Genomic DNA, 23,175 nt, shown 5'->3' with positions numbered 1-23,175 from the left:
GCGTTTGCGCGTCATTGCCGCCCGCCGCCGCCCCCTTGGCGCTAATCTTGTATATAATCAGCGCGAATATCCGTAAACCCCGTATCAGGAGTACCCATGCCTTCCAAGGCGATCGCTAAATGGCTCAAACGACTGACGCTGGTGTTGGTGACGATCCTGATCACGCTGCTTGCCGTGCGAGTTTACGACACCGAGCGAGGTCCGGCGCTGGAACCGTGGCATACCTTTGTGCCACACGAAATGAGCGGCGACGAAGTGGACGGTGCCGACTGGCCGGCCTATCTGGCCGCTGAACAGCGGGTGTTTGCCGAGGTGAAAACCAACGTCAGCGATCGGCTGGAGGCTGGCGAACGTATTCCCCTGAACCGCTATTTTAGCGGTAGCCCGATTTATCCCGCGCATTTTGCCCGTGACTGGAATCGTTCTTATCAACTGTTACCGGCGGGGGAACCGCGTGGCGCGGTGGTGTTGTTGCATGGGCTGACCGACTCACCGTATAGCCTGCGGCATATTGCCGACAATTACCGGCAGCACGGCTTTGTCGCCGTTGGCATTCGCTTGCCGGCGCATGGCACGGTACCGGGCGCGTTGACTGCCATTGAATGGCAGGACTGGCTGGCGACCACCCGACTGGCGGTGCGCGAAGCGCGTAAGCGTATCGGCGCGGACAAGCCGCTGCATATCGTCGGTTTTTCCAACGGCGGTGCCTTGGCGATGAAATATGCGCTGGATGCGCTGGAAGATCCCGAACTGGCACCGCCGCAGCGGCTGATTTTGATTTCGCCGATGATAGGCGTCACCCACTTCGCCCGCTTTGCGGGCATCGCCGGTTGGCCGGCGGTGTTCCCGGCGTTCGCCAAAGCGGCGTGGCTCGGCATACTGCCGGAATTCAATCCGTTTAAATACAACTCGTTCCCGGTCAACGGCGCGCGCCAGTCCTATTTGCTCAGCAATGCGCTGCAACAGCAGATCGCCCGGCTTGGCCGTGATGGCAAGCTGGCGGCATTGCCACCGGTGCTGACCTTCCAATCGGTGATGGACTCCACCGTCAGTACCCGGGCGGTGATCCGCGCGCTGTATAATGTCTTGCCGGCCAACGGCAGCGAACTGGTGCTGTTTGACGTCAATCGCACGGTGAATTTCGGCCCGCTGCTGCGGCCCAATGCCGCCGATGCGGTAAACCAGCTGTTGCCGCCGCCGCCGCGTCGTTACCGCACCACGGTAATCACCAACCGATCGCCGGAAAGCAGCGAGGCGGTAGCGCATATTACCGAGGCCGGAGCGGTGGCGGAACGCCAACAGCCGCTCGGCCTTGCCTACCCTGCGGATATCTATTCGTTGTCGCATGTGGCGTTGCCGTTTCCGATCGACGATTCGCTTTACGGCCGTTTCCCGGCGCAGCGTGCCGAATTTGGCATCAGCCTCGGCACCATTGCCGCGCGTGGGGAGCGTTCGGTATTGGTGGTCGATATGGATTCGCTGATGCGTCTTGCCTCCAACCCGTTCTTCCCGTACCTGTTGCAGCGTATCGACAGCAAGCTTTAGACAAAACCGAGCAGGGCAAAGGCATCATCCTGCGGCTGGTAATCGAGCAGTTGGCGGGTTTCTTCCAGCGACAGGCGCTGATAGCGGTTGTTGGAAACGCCGTGCACCACCGCGTAGGAGACGTCGGTAACGCGAATGCAGCGATCGAGCAGATCGGCGGCGTCGCGGTGGCTGAGAAAGGCGCTCATGTCGCGGGCGCTGAGCTGCTGACCGGCGCACAGGGTGGTGAAGTTGGCGATGCGTACCGACAGGGCGGACAGGCCTTCCTGGTGGGCAAAGTAGGCGGCGATGCCTTCGCCGAACGCCTTGCTGACGCCATACAGATTCTTTGGTCGTGGTGCATCGTCCGGCCGTACCTGATAATCCAGCGGATAGCCTTCTACCGCCTGGGCGCTGCTGGCAAATACCACGCGCCGACAGCCGGCATCCTTGGCGGCGCGGAAGATATTAAAGGTGCCGAGAATGTTGTTGTCTTTCAACGAGTCGCAAAAATTCGCGTCCGGTGACGGATCTGCCGCCAGATGCAGCACGGTATCGATGCCGGCGCAGGCGGCGCGGCAGGCTTGCAGATCGGTGATGTCAAAGGCCAGCACCTGGTCGTTGGCACCGATATCGTGCAATAGGCCGATGTCCCGCTCCGCCAGCCGCAGTGGATAACGGCCTGCCATTGCCGTCCGGTATGCTGTAGCAACGCGGCCACCCGCGCCGGTGATCAAAATCCTGCCCATCTCAGAACGCAATGCCATGGCGCTTCAATCCTAAACAAGTTACGCAGAGGCCCAGTATTAGCCCGCTGCATTATCCTTGTCCAGTTAATATTAATTTCTCTGATGTTTTAGCGCGAAATTGGGCAGCTCTGCGCTACGCTGTCGGACAACAGCGTCATCACCGCCCGAATGGCTGGCGCGCGTGCCAGATCGGGGTAGGTCACCAGCCACAGTTCGCGCGTTGGCGCGGGTATGGCGGTGGGCAGTTTTATCAATAGTGGGTCGTCATCGGCAACGAACGTCGGCAAAGCGGTAGCACCCAGCCCCGAACGTGCCGCTTCGATCAGGGAAAACAGATCGCTGGCCTGAAACACCACCGGCCGATCGTTCACTAACTGCTGCAACCACTGCTGATGCGGCTGTTGCCGGTAGCGGGCGTCATAGGTGAGAAAACGGTGCGCCGCCTCGGGTAAGCTGGCGTAGTCAGGGGCGGCGTAAAGCGCATAGCGCATGATGCCGATGCGTTGGGTCAGCAGATCCGGCTGCTGTGGCCGAACCATGCGCACGGCAATATCGGCCGCCCCGCGATCCAGCTCGGCAAGGTGGGCCTCACCGGATAGCGCCAGCGTAATATGCGGATAAACCTGCTGAAATTCGGCCATGCGTGGCGCGATCGCCCGGGCGGCCACCGACGGTGGCGCGCTGACGCGCACCGTCGCCTGCCGGGTTTCCGCCGTGGCACGCACGTAGCGTTCGATGGCCTGCGTCTGTTGTTCGACCTCCGCCGCCAGGCCGGCAATCACCCGACCATGCTGGGTCAGCGGCGTACTGCGCGGCAGGCGGGTAATCAGCGGCAGGGCGAGGGATTTTTCCAGCGCCGCCACCCGACGCCCGACGGTGGCATGATCGCAGCCCAGTTCACGCGCCGCGGCGCTCAATGAACCGCTACGGGCCAGTACCACAAAATGTTTTAAATCCTGCCAATCGATCATCAGTGAATTCCTGCACAATACCGTTGCGGTTTTGTGGAATATTCACACACAAAGGAGTGTGGTTCAATGCCATTGTTCAGTCATTAAAGTGAATTGTTCAATTAGGATATCTTATGAATTTACGCTTGCAGGGGTGCACCGTGTTAATCACCGGCGCCAGCGCTGGCATCGGTGCCGGCATGGTACGGGTGTTTGCCTCGCAGGGTGCAAAGGTGATCGCCACCGCACGGCGTACCGAGAGGCTATTGGCGCTGGCCGACCAGGTTGAAAGGCAGGGCGCTGAACGGCCGTCGGTGATAAGCGCCGATCTCACCGACGCTGCGCAGTTGTCCGCTCTGGCGGCGCAGGTTGGCCACTGCGATATTCTGATCAACGCGATGGGCGGGGCCAGACCGACCGCGCTTGACGCCAGCGATGCCGTCTGGGAAGAAGCCTTTGCCTTGAACTTCACCCCTGCCCGGCGATTGACCCAGGCGTTGTTGCCGGGGATGCAGGCGCAGGGCTGGGGGCGCATCATCAATCTCAGTGGCTCGATGGAACCCCGTAACCTGAATGCCGCCAGCGCGGCCAAGGGCGCAATCCACCTGTGGGCCAAAGGGTTGGCAAGCGACGTGGCGGCGCAGGGCATTACCGTCAATACCTTGCAGCCGGGGCGGATCAACAGTGAGCAGATCTGCGAAACGCTGTATCCGACCGAGGCAGCGCGGCAAGCCTATAGCAAGCAACACATTCCGATGGGCTACTTTGGTGAACCCGAAGACGTCGCCTGGTTAGCGGCGTTCCTGTGCTCGCCACAGGCCCATTACATTACCGGCACGGTGATCCCGGTGGACGGCGGCATGCACTATTTCGCCCATTAACCGGCGTTTTGCATAGCGGATCACATTTTTGCGCTTTGCCGCCACAAACGCTTGTCGCGGCAAAAACACGGTGTTAACGTCATTTTTCAGCCGCGTTAGGGTTGTTACTGCTTCGGCAGGCAAAACCTAAATCTCGTGCTTCTGTTGCCCTTTGAATGGGCGCAGAGGCGACGAGGTTTAGGTTTTTTTTTGCGCCGAATTCCGCCGCCGTGTTTGGCCAACAGCGTATTGGCGGCCGGGTGATATCAGAAATCAAGGAATAACCTTATGAAATATCAACAGTTAGCCAGTGAGATTTTGGCCGGTGTCGGTGGCCGCGACAATGTGAAAAGCCTGGAACACTGTGCGACACGGTTGCGCTTCAAACTGCACCAACGCGACAAGGCGGACGCGGCGACGCTGAAGAACAATAGCGGGGTGATCATGGTGGTGGAGAGCGGCGGCCAGTTTCAGGTGGTGATCGGCAATCACGTCAGCGAGGTTTACGCCGCACTGGAGCAGGCTGCGGGCCTCGATGGCGACGCCACAGCGGCATCGAAGGAGAAAAAGGACGGTCTGTTCAGCCGCTTTATCGACGTGGTGTCCGGCATTTTTACCCCGTTAATCGGCGTCATGGCGGCGTCTGGCATCCTCAAAGGCTTATTGGCACTGACGCTGACCGTCGGCTGGTTACAGGCCGACGGCGGCAGCTATCGCCTGCTGTTTGCCGCCAGCGACGCGCTGTTTTACTTCTTCCCGATCATGCTGGGGTATACCGCCGGTAAAAAATTTGGCGGTAATCCGTTCATCACCATGGCGATTGGTGGAGCCTTGACTCACCCGTTGATGCTCGCCGCGTTTGAGGGCAGCCAGTTGCCTGGTGCTGCCCGGGAATATTTCTTTGGCGTGCCGATTACCTTTATCAACTACAGCTCGTCGGTGATCCCGATCATTTTTGCCGCCTGGGTATCGTGCAAGCTGGAGCCGTGGTTCAACCGGCTGGTGTTCAGTTCGCTGCGCAATTTCACCACGCCGATGCTCTGTCTGGCGATCGTCGTGCCGCTGACGTTTCTGCTGATCGGGCCGGTAGCGACCGGGCTCAGCCACCTGCTGGCCAATGGTTATCAAAGCCTGTACGCGGTTAACCCGCTGGTGGCCGGTGCATTGATGGGGGCGCTGTGGCAGGTGTGCGTGATCTTTGGTCTGCATTGGGGATTGGTGCCGTTGATGATCAACAACCTGAGCGTGCTGGGCCGCGATACGCTGGCTCCGTTGCTGCTACCGGCGGTGATGGGGCAAACCGGCGCAGCGCTTGGCGTGATGCTGCGCACTCGTGACGCCAGGCTGCGGGTGCTGGCAGGATCGGCGGTCAGCGCCGGTATTTTCGGCATCACCGAACCGGCAGTGTATGGCGTTAACCTGCCGAACCGACGCCCGTTCATTTTTGGCTGCGTCGGCGGCGCGATCGGTGGTGCGGTGGTGGGTTATTTCCATACCGCGACCTATTCGTTCGGACTGGTGAGCGTTTTTACCTTTGCGCAAATCATCCCGAGCGGCGGCCTGGATGCGACGGTGTGGGGGGCAATCATCGGTTCGCTGCTGTCGTTCATGATTGCCGCTACCGCCAGTTACCTGTTTGGCGTGCCGACACCACCACCGGCCACCGCCGATGCACCGCTCCATCCCGCGCCGCTGCAGCGTAAGCAGACCGTTGCCAGCCCGCTGGCCGGTGATGTGCTGCCGTTCGAGCAGGTCAATGATGCCACTTTCGCCAGCGGCTTATTGGGTAAAGGTGTGGCTATCGTGCCGCATTGCGGGCGGGTGGTGGCTCCGGTTGACGGGCGGGTAGCCTCGCTGTTTCGCACCGGACACGCTATCGGTATCGCCTCGGACGACGGTATCGAGGTGCTGATCCACGTCGGTATCGATACGGTGAAACTCGATGGGCAGCATTTTAGCGTACGGGTGAAGCAGGGAGATCGCGTCAGGCAGGGCGAGTTGCTAATTGAATTTGACCAGGTGGCGATCCACGCCGCCGGCTATGACACCACCACGCCAATCATCATCAGCAACAGCGATGACTACGTTGACGTGCTGGCCACTGACGCCGCTGCGGTGCCGGAACAGGCACCGTTGCTGACGTTATTACGTTAACAGGAGAATGCAATGACCAGTAAATTCCCTCAGCACTTTCTGTGGGGCGGCGCGGTGGCCGCCAATCAGGTAGAAGGCGCCTATCAGGCGCAGGGCAAAGGGTTGTCGACCTCCGACGCCCAACCGCAGGGCATTTTTGGCGGGATTACGCCGCGCGTTGCCGGCGACAGCGGTATTAAAGACGTGGCGATCGATTTTTATCACCGCTACCCGGAAGACATCGCGCTGTTTGCCGAAATGGGCTTTACCTGCCTGCGTACCTCCATCGCCTGGACGCGCATTTTTCCGCAAGGGGATGAAGATACGCCGAACGAAGAAGGGCTGGCGTTTTACCAGCGGCTGTTTGACGAGATGGCGAAATATGGCATTCAGCCGCTGATTACGCTGTCGCATTACGAAATGCCGTATGGCCTGACGCAAAAATACGGCGGCTGGGGTAGCCGCCAGACCATAGGTTTCTTTGAACGCTATGCGCGCACGGTGTTTGAACGCTATAAACACCAGGTCAAGCACTGGCTGACGTTCAACGAAATCAACATGTCGTTGCACGCGCCGTTCACCGGCGTCGGGTTGCCGGAGGACAGCAGTAAAAGCGAGATTTACCAGGCAATCCACCATCAGCTGGTGGCCAGCGCCAAGGCGGTCAAGGCCTGCCATGACATCATACCTGACGGCAAAATCGGCAATATGCTGCTTGGCGGTATCGTCTATCCCCTGAGCTGCCGGCCAGAGGACGTGCTGGCAACCCAGCGTCAAAACCGGGATTGGCTGTTCTTTGGCGATGTGCAGGCACGCGGCTATTATCCGGCCTACATGCAGCGCTATTTCCGTGAAAACGGCGTCCAGCTGGAGATCACTGATGACGATCGCCAGGCGCTGCGTGAAACCGTCGATTTCATTTCTTTCAGCTATTACATGAGCGGTTGCAGCACCGCCGACCAGGCGCACAACCACAGCGCCCGCGCCAATATTCTCAAGATGGTGCCGAACCCGCATCTGGCCAGTTCGCAATGGGGTTGGCAGATCGATCCGCTTGGGCTGCGTTATTTGCTCAATGAGCTGTATGACCGCTATCAGAAACCGCTGTTTATCGTTGAAAACGGTCTGGGCGCCAAAGACCAGGTCGAAGCCGATGGCAGCATCAACGATGATTATCGCATCCGTTATCTCAACGATCATCTGGTGCAGGTCGGCGAAGCCATTGACGATGGCGTCGAGGTGATGGGCTATACCAGCTGGGGGCCGATCGATCTGGTCAGCGCGTCAACCGCCGAAATGTCCAAACGCTACGGTTTTATCTATGTCGATCGTGACGATAGCGGGGCAGGCAGTCTGGTGCGTCGCCGCAAAAAGAGTTTTTACTGGTATCGGGATGTCATCCGCAGCAACGGTGCCAGTCTGACGTCTGGCGGCTAAACGCTCAGCCCCTTTCGGCGTGTTCGCTGTCCAGATAACGCTGACGCGCATGTTCAAACCAGCTGTCGGGCACGTTGTGCGGTGGCAGTCGCAGCATCGCCAGCCCGTGTTCGACAATATGGCTGGCCTGCCGCCACAGCGTGGCATCGCCTTCGGTGAGGACGTCGAGCAGCCGCTGTTTTTCGATCAGGTAGGTGCGGGCGAAATGGCTGTCATAGGTCAGCAGCGAACGGGTATTGTCGATCAAATCCGCCAGTTTGATGGTTTTTGCCGGCGGCGACGCGTTGGCGCTGTGGCGGCGATCGCGATTCTTGCGCTCAAAGCGGTTACCACTGCCGGCTTCGCTGACGTTGGTCAGCATGCCAACCAGTTCCGCTACCGGTTGGCCAAAATGGCTTTCGATGTCCGCCAGCGTGGTGGGGGTGTCTTCTACCGTGTCGTGCAGCCAGGCTGCCGCCAGCATTTCGTCGGTGTGCGGCACGCTGCGAACGATTTCCACCACCGCCTGCGGGTGGACGATATACGGGGCGTTAGTGTATTTACGCCGTTGATCGATGGCCGCATGCGCCTTGGTGGCATAGCGGCGCGCGCGTTCTACCAGTGTGCTCGACATATCCTTTCCTCCTCTAGCGCCGTGCGCTGCGGTTCCATGATTAAAAAATAGCACAGTGGCAAAAAAATAGCTTGCGATTACATAGTGCACTATCTATAGTCGAACCATGAAAGATAATCACTACGACCCACTCAAGGCGAAAAACATGCTGCTGGATCAGCAGATGTGTTTTGCCCTGTACTCCGCCAATTTGGCGTTGCACAAGGTTTATCGCAAGCTGTTGAACCCGCTCGATCTCACCTATCCGCAATATCTGGTGATGCTGGTGCTGTGGGAGCGGGATGAAATCACGGTGTCGGATATCGGCGAACGCCTGTTTCTCGATTCCGCCACCCTGACGCCGCTGTTGAAGCGGTTGGAGGCCGCCGGCCTGTTGCTACGCTATCGTGCGGTTAACGACGAACGGCAGGTGATCATCGCGCTGACTGACGCCGGGCGCGCGCTGCGCGAAAAGGCCCATGCGGTACCGGAAGCGGTGATGTGTGCCACCGACTGCAGTCTGGACGAAGTGAGCAGCATCAAGCAGCAGTTGGAAAAGCTGCGCAACAGGTTAATCAACCAGCTTTGAGCTAACCGCCGGTGTAGAACGCACGATGGTCAATCGTCGTCTACACTGAAATAGGCTCTGGATATATATAGCGCGCGATTTAATCGTGACAAATTTAATGACCGGCGCGGGCTTTTTCCCGTCGACGGTAACCACCCACTCGAAAGAAGGAATCAAGCATGTCTATTGAAAAAGTCGTTTACCGCGCTCATGCAAAAGCCACCGGTGGCCGTGACGGTCGTGCGACGTCATCTGACGGCGTGTTGGATGTCAAACTCGGCGTACCGAAGGAAATGGGCGGCGCCGGCGGCGAGGTCACCAACCCGGAACAGCTGTTTGCCGCAGGTTATTCTGCGTGCTTCCTGGGTGCGTTGAAGTTTGTTGCGTCCAAGGAACACGTTAAAATCCCGGCCGAGGCGTCTATCGAAGGCACCGTCGGCATTGGCGAAATCCCCAACGGCTTCGGTATTGAAGTGCAGTTGGATATCAGCCTGCCGGGCGTTGAGCGCAGCGTAGCGGAAGATCTGGTGAAGAAAGCGCACGTGGTGTGCCCGTACTCCAACGCCACCCGTGGCAATATCGACGTCACGCTGAACGTAAAATAAACCGCTCGCCCAAGCTCATCGGGAGGGGAAACCCTCCCTTTTTCTCTCGCCTGCTCGGCAATCGTCATCACAGAAAGCGGCAAAAAATGCCGATTTTTTGAGAAATCTCTTGATTCTTGCCCCAAAAATAGCGCTTATTGCCGATCGGCTGAACCTGCCGCCGCATCGAGTGTCTGACTGTTTCAGAACTGTTAAAAAGTCCCCGGAGCCACCGCGTTACATGAACAAAGTTAAATCGCTATCACAGCAGAATTTATCGTTATTGTTAGCGATCTATATCGGCATATTTTTGAACCTGTCCGTTTTCTATCGTCGTTTTGATTCATTTACGCACGGCATTCAGGGGATCAAGGTTATTTCGGCGGTAACGGAAGTTATCGCCATCGTTCTTTTCACCTTCTTTATCATGCGGCTGGTGTCGCTTGGCGGCCGGCTGTTTTACCGCATCGTCGCCTCACTGCTGGTGCTGATATCGGTCGCCGCCAGTTACTACATGACTTTCTTCAACGTGGTGATTGGCTACGGCATTATCGTCTCGGTGATGACCACCGACATCGATTTGTCGAAAGAAGTGATCGGCATGCATTTCGTGCTGTGGATGATCGTGGTCAGCGCGTTGCCGCTGCTGCTGATCTGGAAAAACACGCTGCGCTATACGCTGATTGAACAGCTGAAAACCCCAGGCCATCGCCTGAAGCCGCTGCTGGTGCTGTTGGCGGTGGTGGCGCTGGTGTGGTTGCCGTTGCGCACGCTGGACAAAGAGCAGAGCGCACAGGAAAAGATCACCAATATCGACCTGCCGAGCTACGGCGGGGTGGTGGCACACTCCTACCTGCCGTCCAACTGGATTTCGGCGCTGGGGCTGTTTGCCTACACCCGCTATGATGAAAGCCAGGACGCCGCCAACATGTTCGATCCGGCCAAGCACTTCACCTATGTGGCGCCGCCGGGCATCGACGACACCTACGTGGTGTTTATCATTGGCGAAACCACCCGCTGGGATCATATGGGTATGCTGGGCTACGATCGTGATACCACGCCGAAGCTGTCCAAAGAGAAGAACCTGGTGGCGTTCCGCGGCGAATCCTGCGATACCTCGACCAAACTCTCCCTGCGTTGCATGTTCGTGCGTGAAGGCGGTGCCGCCGACAACCCGCAGCGCACCTTGAAAGAGCAGAACATTTTTGCGGTGTTGAAGGAGCTTGGCTTCACTTCCGAGCTGTTTGCCATGCAGAGCGAGGTGTGGTTCTACAACAACACCGACGTCAATAACTACTCTTTCCGTGAAATGATCGCCTCCGAGAAGCGTAACGACGGTAAGTCGGTTGATGACATGCTGTTGGTGAACGAGATGAAGGAGTCATTGAAGCGCTACCCGCAAGGCAAGCACCTGGTGATTCTGCATACCAAAGGCTCGCATTATCTGTATTCACAGCGCTATCCGCGCGAATACGCCCGCTACCAGCCTGAATGCATGGGGGTAGATGATTTCTGTTCGAAAGATCAGCTGATCAACGCTTACGACAACACCGTGCTGTATACCGACACCTTTATTGATAAGGTGATCGATCAGGTACGTGATAAGAAGGCGATTGTGTTCTACGCGGCCGACCACGGCGAGTCGATCGGTGAGAACTCGCACCTGCACGGCACCCCGCGAGAAATGGCGCCGCCGGAGCAGTTCCGCGTACCGATGATCGTGTGGGCCTCCGACAAGTATCTGGAGGATGCGAACCACCGCAGCGCGTTTGAACAGTTGCAGGCGCAGCAGCGGATTGGCAAGACCCATCGCCACGTAGAGCTGTTCGATACCATTCTCGGCTGTCTGGGCTACAGCTCGCCGGATGGTGGCATCGTTGCCAAGAACAACTGGTGTCATAACCCGAATGCGGCTGCGGAATCGGCCAAGGCGTCGCCAGTGCCGTCGGCACCGGCACCTGCGGCGGTAGCCAAGCCGTAATCTTCCCGGCCGGGCGCTGATGCGCCCGGTTTTGCCGTTGGCATTACGCTGACTGGCGGTGGCTTTTTCGCTAATACGGCGCTTTTATCACCACTTGGCGTAGGGGAATAAAAAAGTGATTGACGCTCTGGTACGCCAGCAGTAAGATGCGCCCCGCATCGGCGAGTAGCGCAGCTTGGTAGCGCAACTGGTTTGGGACCAGTGGGTCGGAGGTTCGAATCCTCTCTCGCCGACCATTTTCAAAGAAACCCGCTTTTAAGCGGGTTTTTTTACGCCCGGATTTTATAAGAGGATGAAGACAAAACTGTCGGGAACAGTTTTGAACAACGCCTCGGCGTTGGCCCGTAGGGCAAGCATCGCAGATGCGCGTAATCCTCTCTCGCCGACCACTTTCAAAGAAACCTGCTTTTAAGCGGGTTTTTTTACGCCCGTTATTCAGGCTGTTTTGCCGGCCACGACCCCTATCCACACCGCGGCGCAATAATCGGTAGTCAAACGTTGCCGAGAGATATCATTTTGCTCTCGGCTTTTTAATAGTTAAAAGTTTTTTTACGTAGCATAGATTGTTACAGGCACTGGCGCATTAAACGCACTTCGGACTCACTCTTTCGAGTAAGGGGTCAGCATTTCGTCCTGTCTTTAACCGCGATCACAAAAATAACCGTTCAGATATTCATCATTCAGCAACAAACTTTTTTAGTTTTTTATCGGAGTATAACTCCGGTCAATACTCACACGGCAGTGTATTGAACCAAACTCAACGGCATAGCATAAGTTTTCATGCTGCATCTGTTAAAAAAAGGTTTTTTTTATGTTTGTTTGCTGTTTCTCACAGACTGCGTAAAACCCCACTGCTTATATTGACGCCACCCAAAACAGTTGGCAATTTGTTAACCTCATGGGTAGAGCGAGAGCTGTTTGAGTGACTTCCACGCGCTCAAACTCCCACACAAGGATGCGTTCCATCCGGTTCTTCGCGCTCAACTCTTCTGCCTTCGGGCAACTGCCGCACAGACCACGCAATAAAAAATACAGGGCTGGCGGGAATAACCCAATAGACGTCACGCTGCAGGAAGGCGGCAACCCAGCGACTCCCCGCTACTTACCTCGGTAAGCGACCGCGGCGGGCAAGGGTAGCCAACGCGCCAGCGCGGTGACAGCTAAAGGGTTTACACACACATCACACTAACGGAGCACTAATGATGACAAGTTCCTTGGGAAAATCGGGGATTCTGAAATTCGGCATTGGGCTGGTTGCGTTGACCGTTGCGGCCAGCGTACAGGCAAAAACGCTGGTTTACTGTTCTGAAGGCTCGCCGGAAGGCTTTAACCCGCAGTTGTTCACCTCCGGCACCACTTATGACGCCAGTTCGGTACCTATCTATAACCGTCTGGTCGAATTCAAGATCGGCACCACCGAATTGCAGCCGGGCCTGGCGGAGAAATGGGACGTCAGCGAAGATGGCAAAGTCTATACCTTCCACCTGCGCAAGGGCGTGAAGTGGCAAAACACCAAAGACTTCAAACCTACCCGTGATTTCAACGCCGACGACGTGGTCTACTCCTTCGAACGACAGCTGGATCCGAAGCACCCCTACCACAAGGTGTCCGGCGGCAGCTATGAGTACTTCCAGGGCATGGGCATGCAGGATCTGATCGCCAAGATCGAAAAAGTGGACGACAACACCGTTCGCTTCACCCTGACCCGTCCAGAAGCGCCGTTCCTGGCCGACCTGGGTATGGACTTCGCCTCGATCCTGTCTGCGGAATATGCCGACAACATGATGAAGGCCGGCACGCCGGAAAAAGTGGACCTGAATCCGGTCGGTACCGGCCCGTTCCAGCTGTTGCAATACCAGAAAGACTCCAAAATTCTCTACAAGGCGTTTGACGGTTTCTGGGGCACCAAGCCGCAAATCGATCGTCTGGTGTTCTCCATCACCCCAGATGCCTCTGTGCGTTATGCCAAACTGCAAAAGAACGAGTGTCAGGTCATGCCGTACCCGAACCCGGCTGACATCGCGCGTATGAAGCAGGACAAAAACATCAATCTGATGGAACAACCGGGGCTGAACGTCGGCTATGTGTCGTTCAACGTCGAGAAAAAACCGCTGGATAACGTGAAGGTGCGTCAGGCGCTGACCATGGCGGTAAACAAGCAGGCGATCATTGAAGCGGTGTACCAGGGGGCGGGCCAGGCGGCCAAAAATCTGATCCCACCAACCATGTGGGGCTATAACGATGCGGTGCAAGACTACGCGTACGATCCAGCCAAAGCCAAGGAACTGCTGAAGGAAGCGGGCCTGCCGGACGGTTTCTCCATCGACCTGTGGGCGATGCCGGTACAGCGTCCGTACAACCCGAATGCCCGCCGCATGGCCGAGATGATTCAGTCGGACTGGGCGAAGATCGGCGTGAAAGCCAAAATTGTTTCCTATGAGTGGGGTGAATACCTCAAGCGCGCCAAAGACGGTGAGCACCAGACGGTGATGATGGGCTGGACCGGCGATAACGGGGATCCGGACAACTTCTTCGCTACGCTGTTCAGCTGTGCGGCGGCCAAAGACGGCTCCAACTACTCTCGCTGGTGCGACAAGTCGTTTGAAGCGCTGATCCAGCCGGCACGCGCCGAATCCGACCACAACAAACGTATCGAGCTGTACAAGCAGGCGCAGGTGGTGATGCACGATCAGGCGCCAGCGCTGATTGTCGCCCACTCGACCGTTTATGAGCCTGTGCGTAAAGAAGTTAAAGGTTACGTTGTGGATCCGCTGGGTAAACATCACTTTGAGAACGTTTCAGTCGATTGATCATCGACCCGCTAGCCGGGCCGACATCGACGCCGGGGTTTGTGCCCCGGCGGAAACATCAGAAGTATGTGAGCTTTAATAAGCCTGGCGGCCCACGAGCCGCCGGGCAACTATACAGAGAGTTCGGGATATGTTGCAGTTCATACTCCGGCGTTTGGGGTTAGTTATCCCAACGTTTATCGGCATTACCTTGCTGACTTTTGCATTCGTCCATATGATCCCCGGCGACCCGGTGACCATCATGGCCGGGGAACGCGGGATATCCGCAGAGCGCCATGCGCAGATCATGGCCGAGATGGGGCTGGACAAGCCGCTCTATCAACAATACTTCACTTACGTCACCAACGTGCTGCATGGCGATCTGGGGACGTCACTCAAGAGCCGTATTTCCGTTTGGGACGAGTTCGTACCGCGCTTCAAGGCGACGCTGGAGCTGGGCATCTGCGCGATGATTTTCGCGGTGATTGTCGGCATACCGGTCGGCGTGCTGGCGGCGGTGCGTCGGGGTTCTATCTTCGATCACACGGCGGTGGGCATCTCACTGACTGGCTATTCGATGCCGATTTTCTGGTGGGGCATGATGCTGATCATGCTGGTGTCGGTGCAGCTCAACCTGACGCCGGTGTCGGGGCGCATCAGCGACACGGTGTTTCTTGATGACACCTTGCCGCTGACCGGTTTTATGCTGATCGACACCCTGTTCTGGGGTGAACCGGGCGACTTCCTTGACGCGGTGATGCACATGATTCTGCCAGCTATCGTGCTGGGTACCATCCCGCTGGCGGTGATCGTGCGTATGACCCGTTCCTCGATGCTGGAAGTGCTGGGCGAGGATTACATCCGTACCGCGCGCGCCAAGGGCGTGAGCCGCATGCGGGTGATTGTGGTGCATGCGCTGCGTAATGCGCTGCTGCCGGTGGTGACGGTGATCGGCCTGCAGGTCGGTACCATGCTGGCGGGGGCGATCCTGACCGAAACCATCTTCTCCTGGCCGGGGCTGGGGCGTTGGCTGATGGATGCGCTGCAACGCCGCGACTATCCGGTAGTGCAAGGGGGCGTGCTGTTGGTCGCCTGTATGATCATTCTGGTTAACCTGCTGGTAGACGTGCTCTACGGCGTGGTCAACCCACGTATTCGTCACAAGAAATAAGGGGCGCCGCGATGACTCAAGTGACCGAGCCGGTGGTAACCGGCGCGCCGAAGCCAATGACTCCCTTGCAGGAGTTTTGGCACTATTTCAAGCGCAATAAAGGGGCCGTTGTCGGCCTGGTATACATCATTCTGATGTTCGTCATCGCCATCGGCGCGGGCTTCCTGGCGCCGCATGCCCCGGCGGAGCAGTTCCGCGACGCATTGCTCAAACCGCCGGTCTGGCAGGACGGCGGCAGTTGGCAATACATTCTCGGCACCGACGACGTGGGGCGCGACGTGCTGTCGCGTCTGATGTACGGCGCCCGGCTGTCGCTGCTGGTCGGCTGTCTGGTGGTGGTGCTGTCGCTGATCATGGGGGTGATTTTCGGCCTGCTGGCCGGCTACTTCGGCGGCGTGGTGGATGCGATTATCATGCGCGTCGTCGACATCATGCTGGCGTTGCCAAGCCTGCTGTTGGCGCTGGTGCTGGTGGCGGTATTTGGTCCGTCGATAGTCAATGCCTCACTGGCGCTGACCTTCGTTGCCCTGCCGCACTATGTGCGCCTGACGCGCGCGGCGGTGCTGGTGGAAGTCAACCGTGACTATGTTACCGCTTCCCGCGTGGCGGGGGCCGGCGCGCTGCGCCAGATGTTCGTCAATATTTTGCCGAACTGTCTGGCTCCGCTGATCGTGCAGGCTTCTCTGGGTTTTTCCAACGCAATTCTCGATATGGCCGCTCTCGGCTTCCTCGGCATGGGTGCTCAGCCGCCAACGCCAGAATGGGGCACTATGCTCTCCGACGTGCTGCAGTTCGCGCAAAGCGCCTGGTGGGTCGTGACCTTCCCCGGCGTGGCGATTCTGCTGACGGTACTGGCGTTTAACCTGATGGGGGATGGCCTGCGTGATGCCCTCGACCCCAAACTCAAGCAGTAACCGAGGACCCGAACATGGCGTTATTGAATGTAGACAAGCTTTCGGTGCACTTCGGTGACGAAGGCACGCCGTTTCGCGCGGTAGACCGAATCAGTTACAGCGTGGAACAGGGGCAGGTAGTCGGCATCGTCGGCGAATCCGGCTCCGGAAAATCGGTCAGTTCGCTGGCCATCATGGGCTTGATCGACTATCCCGGCAAAGTGATGGCCGACAAGCTGGAATTCAATGGGCAGGACCTGCGCAAGATCTCCGAAAAAGAGCGCCGCCAACTGGTGGGCTCCGAAGTGGCGATGATTTTCCAGGATCCGATGACCAGCCTGAACCCGTGCTACACCGTCGGCTTCCAAATTATGGAGGCGCTGAAGGTGCATCAGGGCGGCAACCGCCGTACCCGTCGCCAACGCGCCATCGACTTGCTGAATCAGGTAGGTATTCCCGATCCGGCTTCGCGGTTGGACGTGTATCCGCACCAGCTTTCCGGCGGTATGAGCCAGCGCGTGATGATCGCCATGGCGATCGCCTGTCGGCCAAAACTGCTGATCGCCGATGAGCCGACCACCGCGCTCGACGTGACCATTCAGGCGCAGATCATCGAGCTGCTGCTTGAGCTGCAACAGCGTGAAAATATGGCGCTGCTGCTGATCACCCACGATCTGGCACTGGTGGCCGAGGCGGCGCATCACATCATCGTGATGTACGCCGGGCAGGTGGTGGAATCCGGCAAGGCGGCTGAAATCTTCCGTGCGCCACGCCATCCGTACACTCAGGCGCTGTTGCGTGCGCTGCCGGAGTTCGCGGCCGACAAGGCACGTCTGGCGTCGTTGCCGGGCGTGGTGCCGGGAAAATATGACCGGCCAAGCGGCTGTTTGCTCAATCCGCGTTGCCCGTATGCCAGCGAACGTTGTCGCCAGGAGGAGCCGGAACTGCGCAGCATTCCCGGACGTCAGGTTAAATGTCACACACCGCTGGATGATGCGGGGAGGCCGACCGTATGAGCCAGAATCAACCCTTGTTGCAGGCCATTGACCTGAAAAAACACTACCCGGTCAAGAAGGGGCTGTTCGCGCCGGAACGGCTGGTAAAAGCGCTGGATGGCGTTTCGTTTACGCTCGAACGCGGCAAAACGCTGGCGGTGGTGGGGGAGTCTGGCTGCGGGAAATCAACCCTGGGCCGACTGCTGACCATGATCGAAGTGCCGACCGGCGGCGAACTGTATTACCAAGGCCAGGATTTGCTGAAACCGGACGTGACTGCAGAAAAACTGCGCCGTCAGAAGATCCAGATCGTGTTCCAGAATCCTTACGGATCGCTCAACCCACGCAAGAAGGTTGGACAGATCCTCGAGGAGCCGTTGTTGATCAACACCACCTTGAGCAGCGCGGAACGGCGCGAAAAAGCCCTGGCGATGATGGCCAAGGTCGGCCTGAAGACCGAGCATTACGATCGCTATCCGCACATGTTTTCCGGCGGTCAGCGGCAGCGTATCGCCATCGCGCGTGGGCTGATGCTCAACCCCGACGTGGTGATTGCTGACGAACCGGTGTCGGCGCTGGACGTATCGGTGCGCGCGCAGGTGTTGAACCTGATGATGGATCTACAGCAGGAACTTGGCCTGTCATACGTGTTCATTTCGCACGATCTGTCGGTGGTGGAACACATTGCCGATGAAGTGATGGTGATGTACCTCGGCCGTTGCGTGGAGAAGGGCAGCAAAGATGCCATCTTCAACAACCCGCGTCATCCGTATACCCAGGCGCTGTTGTCCGCGACGCCGCGCCTGAACCCGGATATGCGGCGCGAGCGCATCAAGCTGACCGGCGAACTGCCAAGCCCGATGAACCCGCCGCCGGGCTGTGCGTTCAACGCCCGTTGCCGTCGTGCGTTCGGCACCTGTAGCCAGTTGCAGCCACAGCTGCGGCAGTACGGCGATCAAATGGTGGCCTGCTTTGCCGTCGATCAGGATGAACAGGAGCAGCAAAGCGCCTGACGTTTTGATTGATGGTGGTGGTAGCGTGATGCCGCTCGGTTAAGGCCGAGCGGCATTTTTTATCGGTATGATCCGGCGTCAGGCGATGGGAACCGCCCGTGGTGAGGGTTGGTCGACCGGTGGACATCGTCGTGTCGCGGGGCCCCATCGGCAAGCAGTGCAAGAAAATGAAGATCAAAGATGCAATGCGATGCGTTTGCCGTCCGGTAACGTTACGTCGAGAGACAGCTCTCCGCCAAGCGCTTTGACATAACGTTTCAATGTCGACAGTTTCGGGTCGTTGTCCACTTTTTCCATCTTCGCGACGGCGGGCTGTTTAATCCCCATGGCGTCAGCCAGTTGTTTCTGCGATATATTCAATTCTTCGCGTATTTTCGCCAAGGCAATTTCCTGACGAATCTCATCGGCCCGGGTCGCGATTCTCTCACGACTTTCAGCGGAGCGTTGCGCTAACAGGTGTTCCAAGGTTGCCATTATTCATTCTCCAGAGTTTGCAGATGGGCGGCATACTCGGCATCGGCCGTTTTTATCAACTGCTGATAGAAGCGTCGCCCCATGCCTTTTTTGTCAGCGGCACATAAAACGATCGCCTGCCTGTGGGGATCATAAGCAAAACATGCACGTATGGGATGGCCTGCCGTCTGTACCCGCAGTTCCTTCATATTCCCGTAGGCGGAGCCCTTCAGCGTATCAACCTGAGGACGTCCGAGATTGGGGGCCATCCTGCTGTAGTAGGGTCAACACGGCTAACATTTCTTCCTGCACGCGATCCGTTTGTCGGTAAAACCATTGATCAAACCGCGGCCGGGTAACGATTGTCCACATCCTTGTCCCTTATCGTCCATGGGTAATCGGTTAATAATATAACCTGTAGGTTATGGCATCAACATCAGTATCTCGGCGTTGTTCACACCCGGCGCCGCTGTGCAGTAAGGCACGCTCAATAGGTGTTGCGCTTCTGCCGGCGGTCGGCGGGGCGCTAACTGGCTGGACTGGCTAAGGGGAATGGATTAATAGATTCCCCCTCATGATGGCAGGCCTGCTCCGGGGCAGGAACGGCTGATGGCAGCGTTACGCAGTGATTGGGACAAGTACGGGCGACGCTGTGGCCGCCCGTGGTGAGGGATTATTGCGGGTAAGGTACCCAGTCACCGCCGTTCAGCCTGATATACGACTTGCCTTGATACTGCATCACGATGGCGTTGTCGTTTTCCGAAATAACCGCGGTTTGCGGCAGGCTCTGGGTCAGCGTTTGCCAATCGACGCTCGAAGCGGTAAACGCTTTGCCGTCCACCAGGCGAGATACCAGCTCCGAAATGGCCAGGTAGCTGCTTGGCGTCTTGATCTGCAGTGGACTGCCCTGGTGCGGCGCCGTCATGCCCACCAGCTTGATGCCGACCGGAATGTGGGTGATGCTCGGACTTGGGATATCGCGCAGGCCGGACATCTGCATTTTGTCACCTACCAGCGCCGCGCCGTGTTCCGGCACGATCACCACCATCACTTTACGTCCGGATTTCTCCAGTTCGTCGAGGAAGGTATTCAGCTGATCGAACAGTTTTTGCGCCCGTGGCGCGTATTCGGCAGTTTTCTTCGAGCCGACAAAGCGGTTGCCGTCATGCAGCGGGATGATGTTGAAGAAGGTGGCGCTGCGGCTGTCGCCGGCCTTGGTCTGCTGATCCAGCCAGCGGTTGAGCAGTTCCAGATCGTTGAAAATCGGCTCGCCGTCAAACGATGCCAGTTCATTGCTGACGCCGGCTTGCGACATCAGCGGTGCCTGCATGCCACCCTGTTCGCGCAGTTCTTTCAGATAATTGCCGAACACCCCGGAGTGGTCCATCATCAGCTGTTGTTTAAACCCGAGTTTTGAAAGATTCTCAAACAGATAGCATTGCTGATTCACCGGTTGGTACAGATCGCGATGCGACGGTTGGCCGCAGCTGGCGCGCAGCAGGCGTATTGAGGCCGGGCCGCTGTAGGCGGTGGCCGAATTGAAGTTGTCGAACATGATGTCCATCTTCGCCCACAGCGGATGGTTTTCCAGCTTGGAGGCTTCGATATCCGACCAGGCCAGCGAACAGATGTTGATCACCAGCAGATCGAACGGCTGGGCGTCGGCCGGCAGCGTGGCTGGGAAAGCGGTGGTGCGGCCTTTTTCACCATCGTAAAACTGATTCAGATAGGCGGTCAGGTTGGCGCTGGTCGGCGGGCCGCTGGCGGCAGGCAGGTTGCTGCCGGCTTCGGCGGTCGGTGCCGGTGCGGTGGCCGGATCGGGCGTGGCGGCGGTGGTGGTGGTCGGCAACAGCGAAATCGCCGGGCCGCCGATGGCCAGCAGGTTCAACCACACCATGGCCGCGACGGTAAATACCGTGACCCGCAGCCACTGTGCCAGGAACAGATAGGCCACCAGCATCACGAAGGCGGCACCGACCATCTGCCAGTTGATAAAGCGGTTCACCAGTTCAAGCAGATAGTCGGCGCTAAAGCCGGTTAACTGCGACCCCTGGCTGAGTATGCTGCTGATCCCCGGCAGCCAGGTATCATGATAAAACAGCCCCAGACCGATGGGGATTGCCAGCCAGTGCCGCCAGCGATGCAGGCGCATGGCCGGAATCGGCATCAGCAAAAAGGCCATAAACACCAGATTGGCCAGCGGATGGAAATTCAGATAGCCGAACCACAGCAGGCCGAATTTGGCCAAAAAGTAATAGTTCCAGCCACCGAGGCCACGCCAGTAGCGCCACAGAGCATTGTCGTTTTGCGTGTTGTTTTTATCGTTCATGATTGTTTTTTGCGCTTAATCTGGAAAGAGGAGCCGTCGCGCACCCACAGGCCGGCCGATTTCAAATAACGCGGTGAGAACAGTCGATTTTGCCAGCGTTGCCGCCAGTGCGGGTAGCGGCGATGTAGCGCGTAGCCCAGCGGAATGAAAAATAGCGCGCACAGCATTACCAACTGCACGATATCGGTCAGATTCAGCATGTCGGATCCTCCTGGCTGCCGTCAATCAGGTTACATGCCACCGGCTGGCGGCGCATCGCCGGGCTTTCAACGGCGGCAGCGGCGGTCGGCTTGGCGACCAGCGGCGTTTCCTGCCGTGCGGCTACGGCGCTGCCGTGAGCCAGGCGTTTGATTTCCGCCACGATATCAACGTCCATATGCCAAACCAGCTGGTTGCTGAAGGCTTCGCTCACCGGCAGACGACAAATATGCATCATTGCGGTATCCAGATCGTTGATGCGGCAGGTGGAAAGGAACAGGAACAGCCGCCCTTGTGCCACGGTCATCACGTCGCCGAAGCGCCGCATATGGCACAGCGTCATGGCCTGTTCGGCGCGCAGGCCCGGCGCTGGCCGCAGTGCCACCATCACGCCCTTGCCGTCTTCCGGCAGCAGCGTGTTGCCCATCAATGACAATACCGCCTGGCTGAAATCATCGGGCGGCAGATAGCCCTTTAACTGCAACGGCCGCAGACCGGCCAGCAAGGCGTCGATATCCGCCGGCACGTGGCGCGAATAGCGCTGGCCCTGAATGCCTTCCAGCATGGTCAGAAAACGCGACAGCGGCGCCACGTGCGGCACGATCAGATTGGCGCCGCAGGCCAGCAGCAGGCGCTCATCGCTGTAACGCAGGCTGGCGTTCATTTCGCGCACCACGATTTTCAGTCCGTTACCGCGGCTGCGGCGCAGGTTGTGGATCTGATGCGCCAGCGCGTCGATCTGATCGCTCTGGTATAACGAAAATATCAGCGTCGCCGACAGGGTCAGCATGCCGTGTTGCGCCAGCAATGCGTTGCTTTCCAGCAATTGCCAGTGGGTAGACAACGGCGGCGCACCTTCCAGAATGCTGTGCTCCGCCAGATAGAGGTGATCGTCATTGTGCGCGACGCTCGGCGACGGCTTACGGTTTTCATCTTCACCTTGCCAACCGTGCTCTGCGGGGTACAGCGTGATCAACTGATTGGCGTTGATGCCATTGGCGGTGCTCCACCAGTTAACCAGGTATTGCGCGCTGTCCTGCTGCCATTGCAGGTTGGCCAAACCGTCCAGCAACCGATGCTGGTTGCCGAGCTGGCCGCGCAATTTATTCACGCCGCTGCCGTGGCTGAGGATAACCAGGGTACACCCCTGGCGGCGTAGCCAACGGCCAAGGCTGGCTATCCAGTTGTGGATCTCCTCGCGGGTGAAGGTCTGCCACAGGCTGGCATGCGCCAGCAGGATCAACAACCGATTGTGCGGTTTCAACGTGCGCATCAGGTCGTCACTGAAATGCAGTAGCGCCGCCTTTTGCTCCGGCAGCGTATACAGCGGCAGTTTGTTTAATTTGGCAGAGGTCAGAGAATTCAATACTTTATCCGGCTTTTCGCCGCTGCAAATCAGCGCCGCCCGAGCGGATTCCGGCTGTGCGGAAATTATTTGCCGACACAGGAGCTCAGCGTCTGTTTGGCGATCGATATTAACCCAATAAAATCCCGGGGATTGCATGACAGAAAGTTCTTCCCAAATCTGTCGAATTCCTAATGAGAAAGCATGCGCCATAGGTGTTTTCTACTTTCGTTGAGAAGGCCGCGGGTCAATATCTGGAAACTAGAATTAACGAATAAACGATTGTAACATTGCATCCAATAATAACAAACAACCGGCATTGTGTAATAATATCCGTTAAGATTCATCTTATTGGCTATTTTTTTACATACTATTGCTATAGTTATATAACACTAGCCTATTTTCGAGGCGGCAGGATGAATAATCAACCAACGCGCTTAAATGCGGTTTTGGCCTCGCAGGCGCCGGACGATCTGGAAACGTTGCGTCATGTTTTCGCACTACCGCAATTACATTATATTGATATTTCCCGCCAGGAACGTTTGGCGCAAATGATGGCGCGTTGGCCGTTACTGGAAGAATTATCCCAGAAATCAGGGAGTCACTAATAT

20 protein-coding genes, 1 tRNA gene and 1 pseudogene are annotated in these 23,175 nt (G+C 57.7%); 14 read left to right on the top strand and 8 right to left on the bottom strand.

Annotation, left to right across the window (positions count from 1 at the left end):
* The first annotated feature begins 96 nt into the window (after window positions 1–96).
* Window positions 97–1,545, top strand: a complete 1,449-nt coding sequence (locus tag AC2AXP_RS13260; protein ID WP_484381740.1) for an alpha/beta hydrolase — start codon at window positions 97–99, stop codon at window positions 1,543–1,545.
* On the opposite strand, the gene AC2AXP_RS13255 is transcribed toward AC2AXP_RS13260, so the two are convergent.
* Together AC2AXP_RS13255 and AC2AXP_RS13250 are read right to left on the bottom strand one after the other, a co-directional pair.
* Window positions 1,542–2,291: an NAD-dependent epimerase/dehydratase family protein gene (locus tag AC2AXP_RS13255; RefSeq protein WP_004957208.1), complete on the bottom strand. Its 750-nt coding sequence runs from the start codon at window positions 2,289–2,291 to the stop codon at window positions 1,542–1,544. The two genes, AC2AXP_RS13260 and AC2AXP_RS13255, sit on opposite strands and share 4 nt — an antisense overlap.
* Before the next feature lie 89 nt (window positions 2,292–2,380).
* Window positions 2,381–3,244: a LysR family transcriptional regulator gene (locus AC2AXP_RS13250; RefSeq protein ID WP_004957210.1), complete on the bottom strand. Its 864-nt coding sequence runs from the start codon at window positions 3,242–3,244 to the stop codon at window positions 2,381–2,383.
* Window positions 3,245–3,357: 113 nt separating this feature from the next.
* Between AC2AXP_RS13250 and AC2AXP_RS13245 the strand changes: the two genes are divergently transcribed.
* From AC2AXP_RS13245 to AC2AXP_RS13235, 3 genes are all read left to right on the top strand, one after another.
* Entirely contained in the window at window positions 3,358–4,104 is a 747-nt protein-coding gene (locus AC2AXP_RS13245) for an SDR family NAD(P)-dependent oxidoreductase (RefSeq protein WP_004957215.1), read from the top strand.
* Between the two features lie 267 nt (window positions 4,105–4,371).
* On the top strand, window positions 4,372–6,237 hold the full coding sequence (bglF, locus tag AC2AXP_RS13240) for a PTS beta-glucoside transporter subunit IIABC (protein ID WP_484381739.1): 1,866 nt from the start codon (window positions 4,372–4,374) through the stop codon (window positions 6,235–6,237).
* A gap of 12 nt (window positions 6,238–6,249) precedes the next feature.
* Complete coding sequence (locus tag AC2AXP_RS13235; RefSeq protein WP_430299523.1) at window positions 6,250–7,653, top strand: glycoside hydrolase family 1 protein; 1,404 nt, start codon at window positions 6,250–6,252, stop codon at window positions 7,651–7,653.
* 4 nt (window positions 7,654–7,657) lie between these two features.
* Here the strand turns inward: AC2AXP_RS13235 and AC2AXP_RS13230 are convergent, their stop codons facing one another.
* The gene (locus AC2AXP_RS13230; RefSeq protein ID WP_198773590.1) at window positions 7,658–8,266 is read right to left on the bottom strand and encodes an HD domain-containing protein; all 609 of its coding nucleotides are present in this window, start codon (window positions 8,264–8,266) and stop codon (window positions 7,658–7,660) included.
* Between the two features lie 106 nt (window positions 8,267–8,372).
* Here AC2AXP_RS13230 and AC2AXP_RS13225 point away from each other — a divergent pair, with 106 nt between their 5' ends.
* The 9 genes from AC2AXP_RS13225 to dppF all read left to right on the top strand — a co-directional run bounded on the left by AC2AXP_RS13225 (window position 8,373) and on the right by dppF (window position 18,239).
* The gene (locus tag AC2AXP_RS13225; protein ID WP_004957232.1) at window positions 8,373–8,834 is read left to right on the top strand and encodes a MarR family winged helix-turn-helix transcriptional regulator; all 462 of its coding nucleotides are present in this window, start codon (window positions 8,373–8,375) and stop codon (window positions 8,832–8,834) included.
* 158 nt (window positions 8,835–8,992) lie between these two features.
* Window positions 8,993–9,418, top strand: coding sequence for an organic hydroperoxide resistance protein (locus tag AC2AXP_RS13220; RefSeq protein ID WP_004957233.1), 426 nt, complete (start codon window positions 8,993–8,995; stop codon window positions 9,416–9,418).
* A 220-nt stretch (window positions 9,419–9,638) separates the two neighbouring features.
* A complete protein-coding gene (eptB, locus tag AC2AXP_RS13215) occupies window positions 9,639–11,378 on the top strand; it encodes a kdo(2)-lipid A phosphoethanolamine 7''-transferase (RefSeq protein ID WP_004957235.1) in 1,740 nt (579 codons plus the stop codon).
* 159 nt (window positions 11,379–11,537) lie between these two features.
* Window positions 11,538–11,614, top strand: a tRNA-Pro gene (locus AC2AXP_RS13210).
* A 966-nt stretch (window positions 11,615–12,580) separates the two neighbouring features.
* Window positions 12,581–14,188, top strand: coding sequence for a dipeptide ABC transporter periplasmic-binding protein DppA (dppA, locus tag AC2AXP_RS13205; protein WP_039992496.1), 1,608 nt, complete (start codon window positions 12,581–12,583; stop codon window positions 14,186–14,188).
* 130 nt (window positions 14,189–14,318) lie between these two features.
* The gene (dppB, locus tag AC2AXP_RS13200) at window positions 14,319–15,338 is read left to right on the top strand and encodes a dipeptide ABC transporter permease DppB (RefSeq protein ID WP_004957238.1); all 1,020 of its coding nucleotides are present in this window, start codon (window positions 14,319–14,321) and stop codon (window positions 15,336–15,338) included.
* Window positions 15,339–15,349: 11 nt separating this feature from the next.
* Window positions 15,350–16,252 (top strand): dipeptide ABC transporter permease DppC, encoded by a 903-nt coding sequence (gene dppC / locus AC2AXP_RS13195; protein ID WP_004957240.1) that lies wholly within the window; start codon window positions 15,350–15,352, stop codon window positions 16,250–16,252.
* A gap of 14 nt (window positions 16,253–16,266) precedes the next feature.
* Window positions 16,267–17,247, top strand: a complete 981-nt coding sequence (dppD, locus tag AC2AXP_RS13190; protein WP_004957243.1) for a dipeptide ABC transporter ATP-binding protein — start codon at window positions 16,267–16,269, stop codon at window positions 17,245–17,247.
* Window positions 17,244–18,239 carry a dipeptide ABC transporter ATP-binding subunit DppF gene (gene dppF / locus AC2AXP_RS13185; protein WP_004957246.1) on the top strand — a complete coding sequence of 332 codons (996 nt, stop codon included), beginning with the start codon at window positions 17,244–17,246 and terminating at the stop codon, window positions 18,237–18,239. The genes dppD and dppF overlap by 4 nt, the downstream gene beginning before the upstream one ends.
* A gap of 174 nt (window positions 18,240–18,413) precedes the next feature.
* On the opposite strand, the gene AC2AXP_RS13180 is transcribed toward dppF, so the two are convergent.
* The 5 genes and pseudogenes from AC2AXP_RS13180 to bcsE form a co-directional block, all read right to left on the bottom strand.
* Window positions 18,414–18,713: a helix-turn-helix domain-containing protein gene (locus AC2AXP_RS13180; RefSeq protein WP_484381738.1), complete on the bottom strand. Its 300-nt coding sequence runs from the start codon at window positions 18,711–18,713 to the stop codon at window positions 18,414–18,416.
* Window positions 18,713–19,064 (bottom strand): annotated as a pseudogene (locus tag AC2AXP_RS13175) (type II toxin-antitoxin system RelE/ParE family toxin). The gene AC2AXP_RS13180 and the pseudogene AC2AXP_RS13175 overlap by 1 nt, the downstream one beginning before the upstream one ends.
* A gap of 301 nt (window positions 19,065–19,365) precedes the next feature.
* Complete coding sequence (gene bcsG, locus AC2AXP_RS13170) at window positions 19,366–21,021, bottom strand: cellulose biosynthesis protein BcsG (RefSeq protein WP_004957254.1); 1,656 nt, start codon at window positions 21,019–21,021, stop codon at window positions 19,366–19,368.
* Entirely contained in the window at window positions 21,018–21,221 is a 204-nt protein-coding gene (bcsF, locus tag AC2AXP_RS13165; RefSeq protein WP_004957257.1) for a cellulose biosynthesis protein BcsF, read from the bottom strand. Before bcsF ends, bcsG begins: the two co-directional genes overlap by 4 nt.
* On the bottom strand, window positions 21,215–22,777 hold the full coding sequence (bcsE, locus tag AC2AXP_RS13160) for a cellulose biosynthesis protein BcsE (RefSeq protein WP_004957260.1): 1,563 nt from the start codon (window positions 22,775–22,777) through the stop codon (window positions 21,215–21,217). The genes bcsF and bcsE overlap by 7 nt, the downstream gene beginning before the upstream one ends.
* A 203-nt stretch (window positions 22,778–22,980) precedes the next feature.
* Between bcsE and bcsR the strand changes: the two genes are divergently transcribed.
* Entirely contained in the window at window positions 22,981–23,172 is a 192-nt protein-coding gene (gene bcsR, locus AC2AXP_RS13155; RefSeq protein ID WP_004957267.1) for a cellulose biosynthesis protein BcsR, read from the top strand.
* The last annotated feature ends 3 nt before the right edge of the window (window positions 23,173–23,175 follow it).

This window comes from Serratia sp. Sp408, assembly GCF_057180665.1.
The sequence above is the reverse complement of the archived record's forward strand: the minus strand, read 5'-3'. Positions and strand labels throughout refer to the sequence as shown.

Bases quoted from the DNA above. Each gene is read 5' to 3' on its own strand.
- AC2AXP_RS13260 (WP_484381740.1), top strand. From the start codon at position 97: ATGCCTTCCAAGGCGATCGCTAAATGGCTCAAACGACTGACGCTGGTG.
- AC2AXP_RS13255 (WP_004957208.1), bottom strand. From the start codon at position 2,291: ATGGCATTGCGTTCTGAGATGGGCAGGATTTTGATCACCGGCGCGGGT.
- AC2AXP_RS13250 (WP_004957210.1), bottom strand. From the start codon at position 3,244: ATGATCGATTGGCAGGATTTAAAACATTTTGTGGTACTGGCCCGTAGC.
- AC2AXP_RS13245 (WP_004957215.1), top strand. From the start codon at position 3,358: ATGAATTTACGCTTGCAGGGGTGCACCGTGTTAATCACCGGCGCCAGC.
- bglF (WP_484381739.1), top strand. From the start codon at position 4,372: ATGAAATATCAACAGTTAGCCAGTGAGATTTTGGCCGGTGTCGGTGGC.
- AC2AXP_RS13235 (WP_430299523.1), top strand. From the start codon at position 6,250: ATGACCAGTAAATTCCCTCAGCACTTTCTGTGGGGCGGCGCGGTGGCC.
- AC2AXP_RS13230 (WP_198773590.1), bottom strand. From the start codon at position 8,266: ATGTCGAGCACACTGGTAGAACGCGCGCGCCGCTATGCCACCAAGGCG.
- AC2AXP_RS13225 (WP_004957232.1), top strand. From the start codon at position 8,373: ATGAAAGATAATCACTACGACCCACTCAAGGCGAAAAACATGCTGCTG.
- AC2AXP_RS13220 (WP_004957233.1), top strand. From the start codon at position 8,993: ATGTCTATTGAAAAAGTCGTTTACCGCGCTCATGCAAAAGCCACCGGT.
- eptB (WP_004957235.1), top strand. From the start codon at position 9,639: ATGAACAAAGTTAAATCGCTATCACAGCAGAATTTATCGTTATTGTTA.
- dppA (WP_039992496.1), top strand. From the start codon at position 12,581: ATGACAAGTTCCTTGGGAAAATCGGGGATTCTGAAATTCGGCATTGGG.
- dppB (WP_004957238.1), top strand. From the start codon at position 14,319: ATGTTGCAGTTCATACTCCGGCGTTTGGGGTTAGTTATCCCAACGTTT.
- dppC (WP_004957240.1), top strand. From the start codon at position 15,350: ATGACTCAAGTGACCGAGCCGGTGGTAACCGGCGCGCCGAAGCCAATG.
- dppD (WP_004957243.1), top strand. From the start codon at position 16,267: ATGGCGTTATTGAATGTAGACAAGCTTTCGGTGCACTTCGGTGACGAA.
- dppF (WP_004957246.1), top strand. From the start codon at position 17,244: ATGAGCCAGAATCAACCCTTGTTGCAGGCCATTGACCTGAAAAAACAC.
- AC2AXP_RS13180 (WP_484381738.1), bottom strand. From the start codon at position 18,713: ATGGCAACCTTGGAACACCTGTTAGCGCAACGCTCCGCTGAAAGTCGT.
- bcsG (WP_004957254.1), bottom strand. From the start codon at position 21,021: ATGAACGATAAAAACAACACGCAAAACGACAATGCTCTGTGGCGCTAC.
- bcsF (WP_004957257.1), bottom strand. From the start codon at position 21,221: ATGCTGAATCTGACCGATATCGTGCAGTTGGTAATGCTGTGCGCGCTA.
- bcsE (WP_004957260.1), bottom strand. From the start codon at position 22,777: ATGGCGCATGCTTTCTCATTAGGAATTCGACAGATTTGGGAAGAACTT.
- bcsR (WP_004957267.1), top strand. From the start codon at position 22,981: ATGAATAATCAACCAACGCGCTTAAATGCGGTTTTGGCCTCGCAGGCG.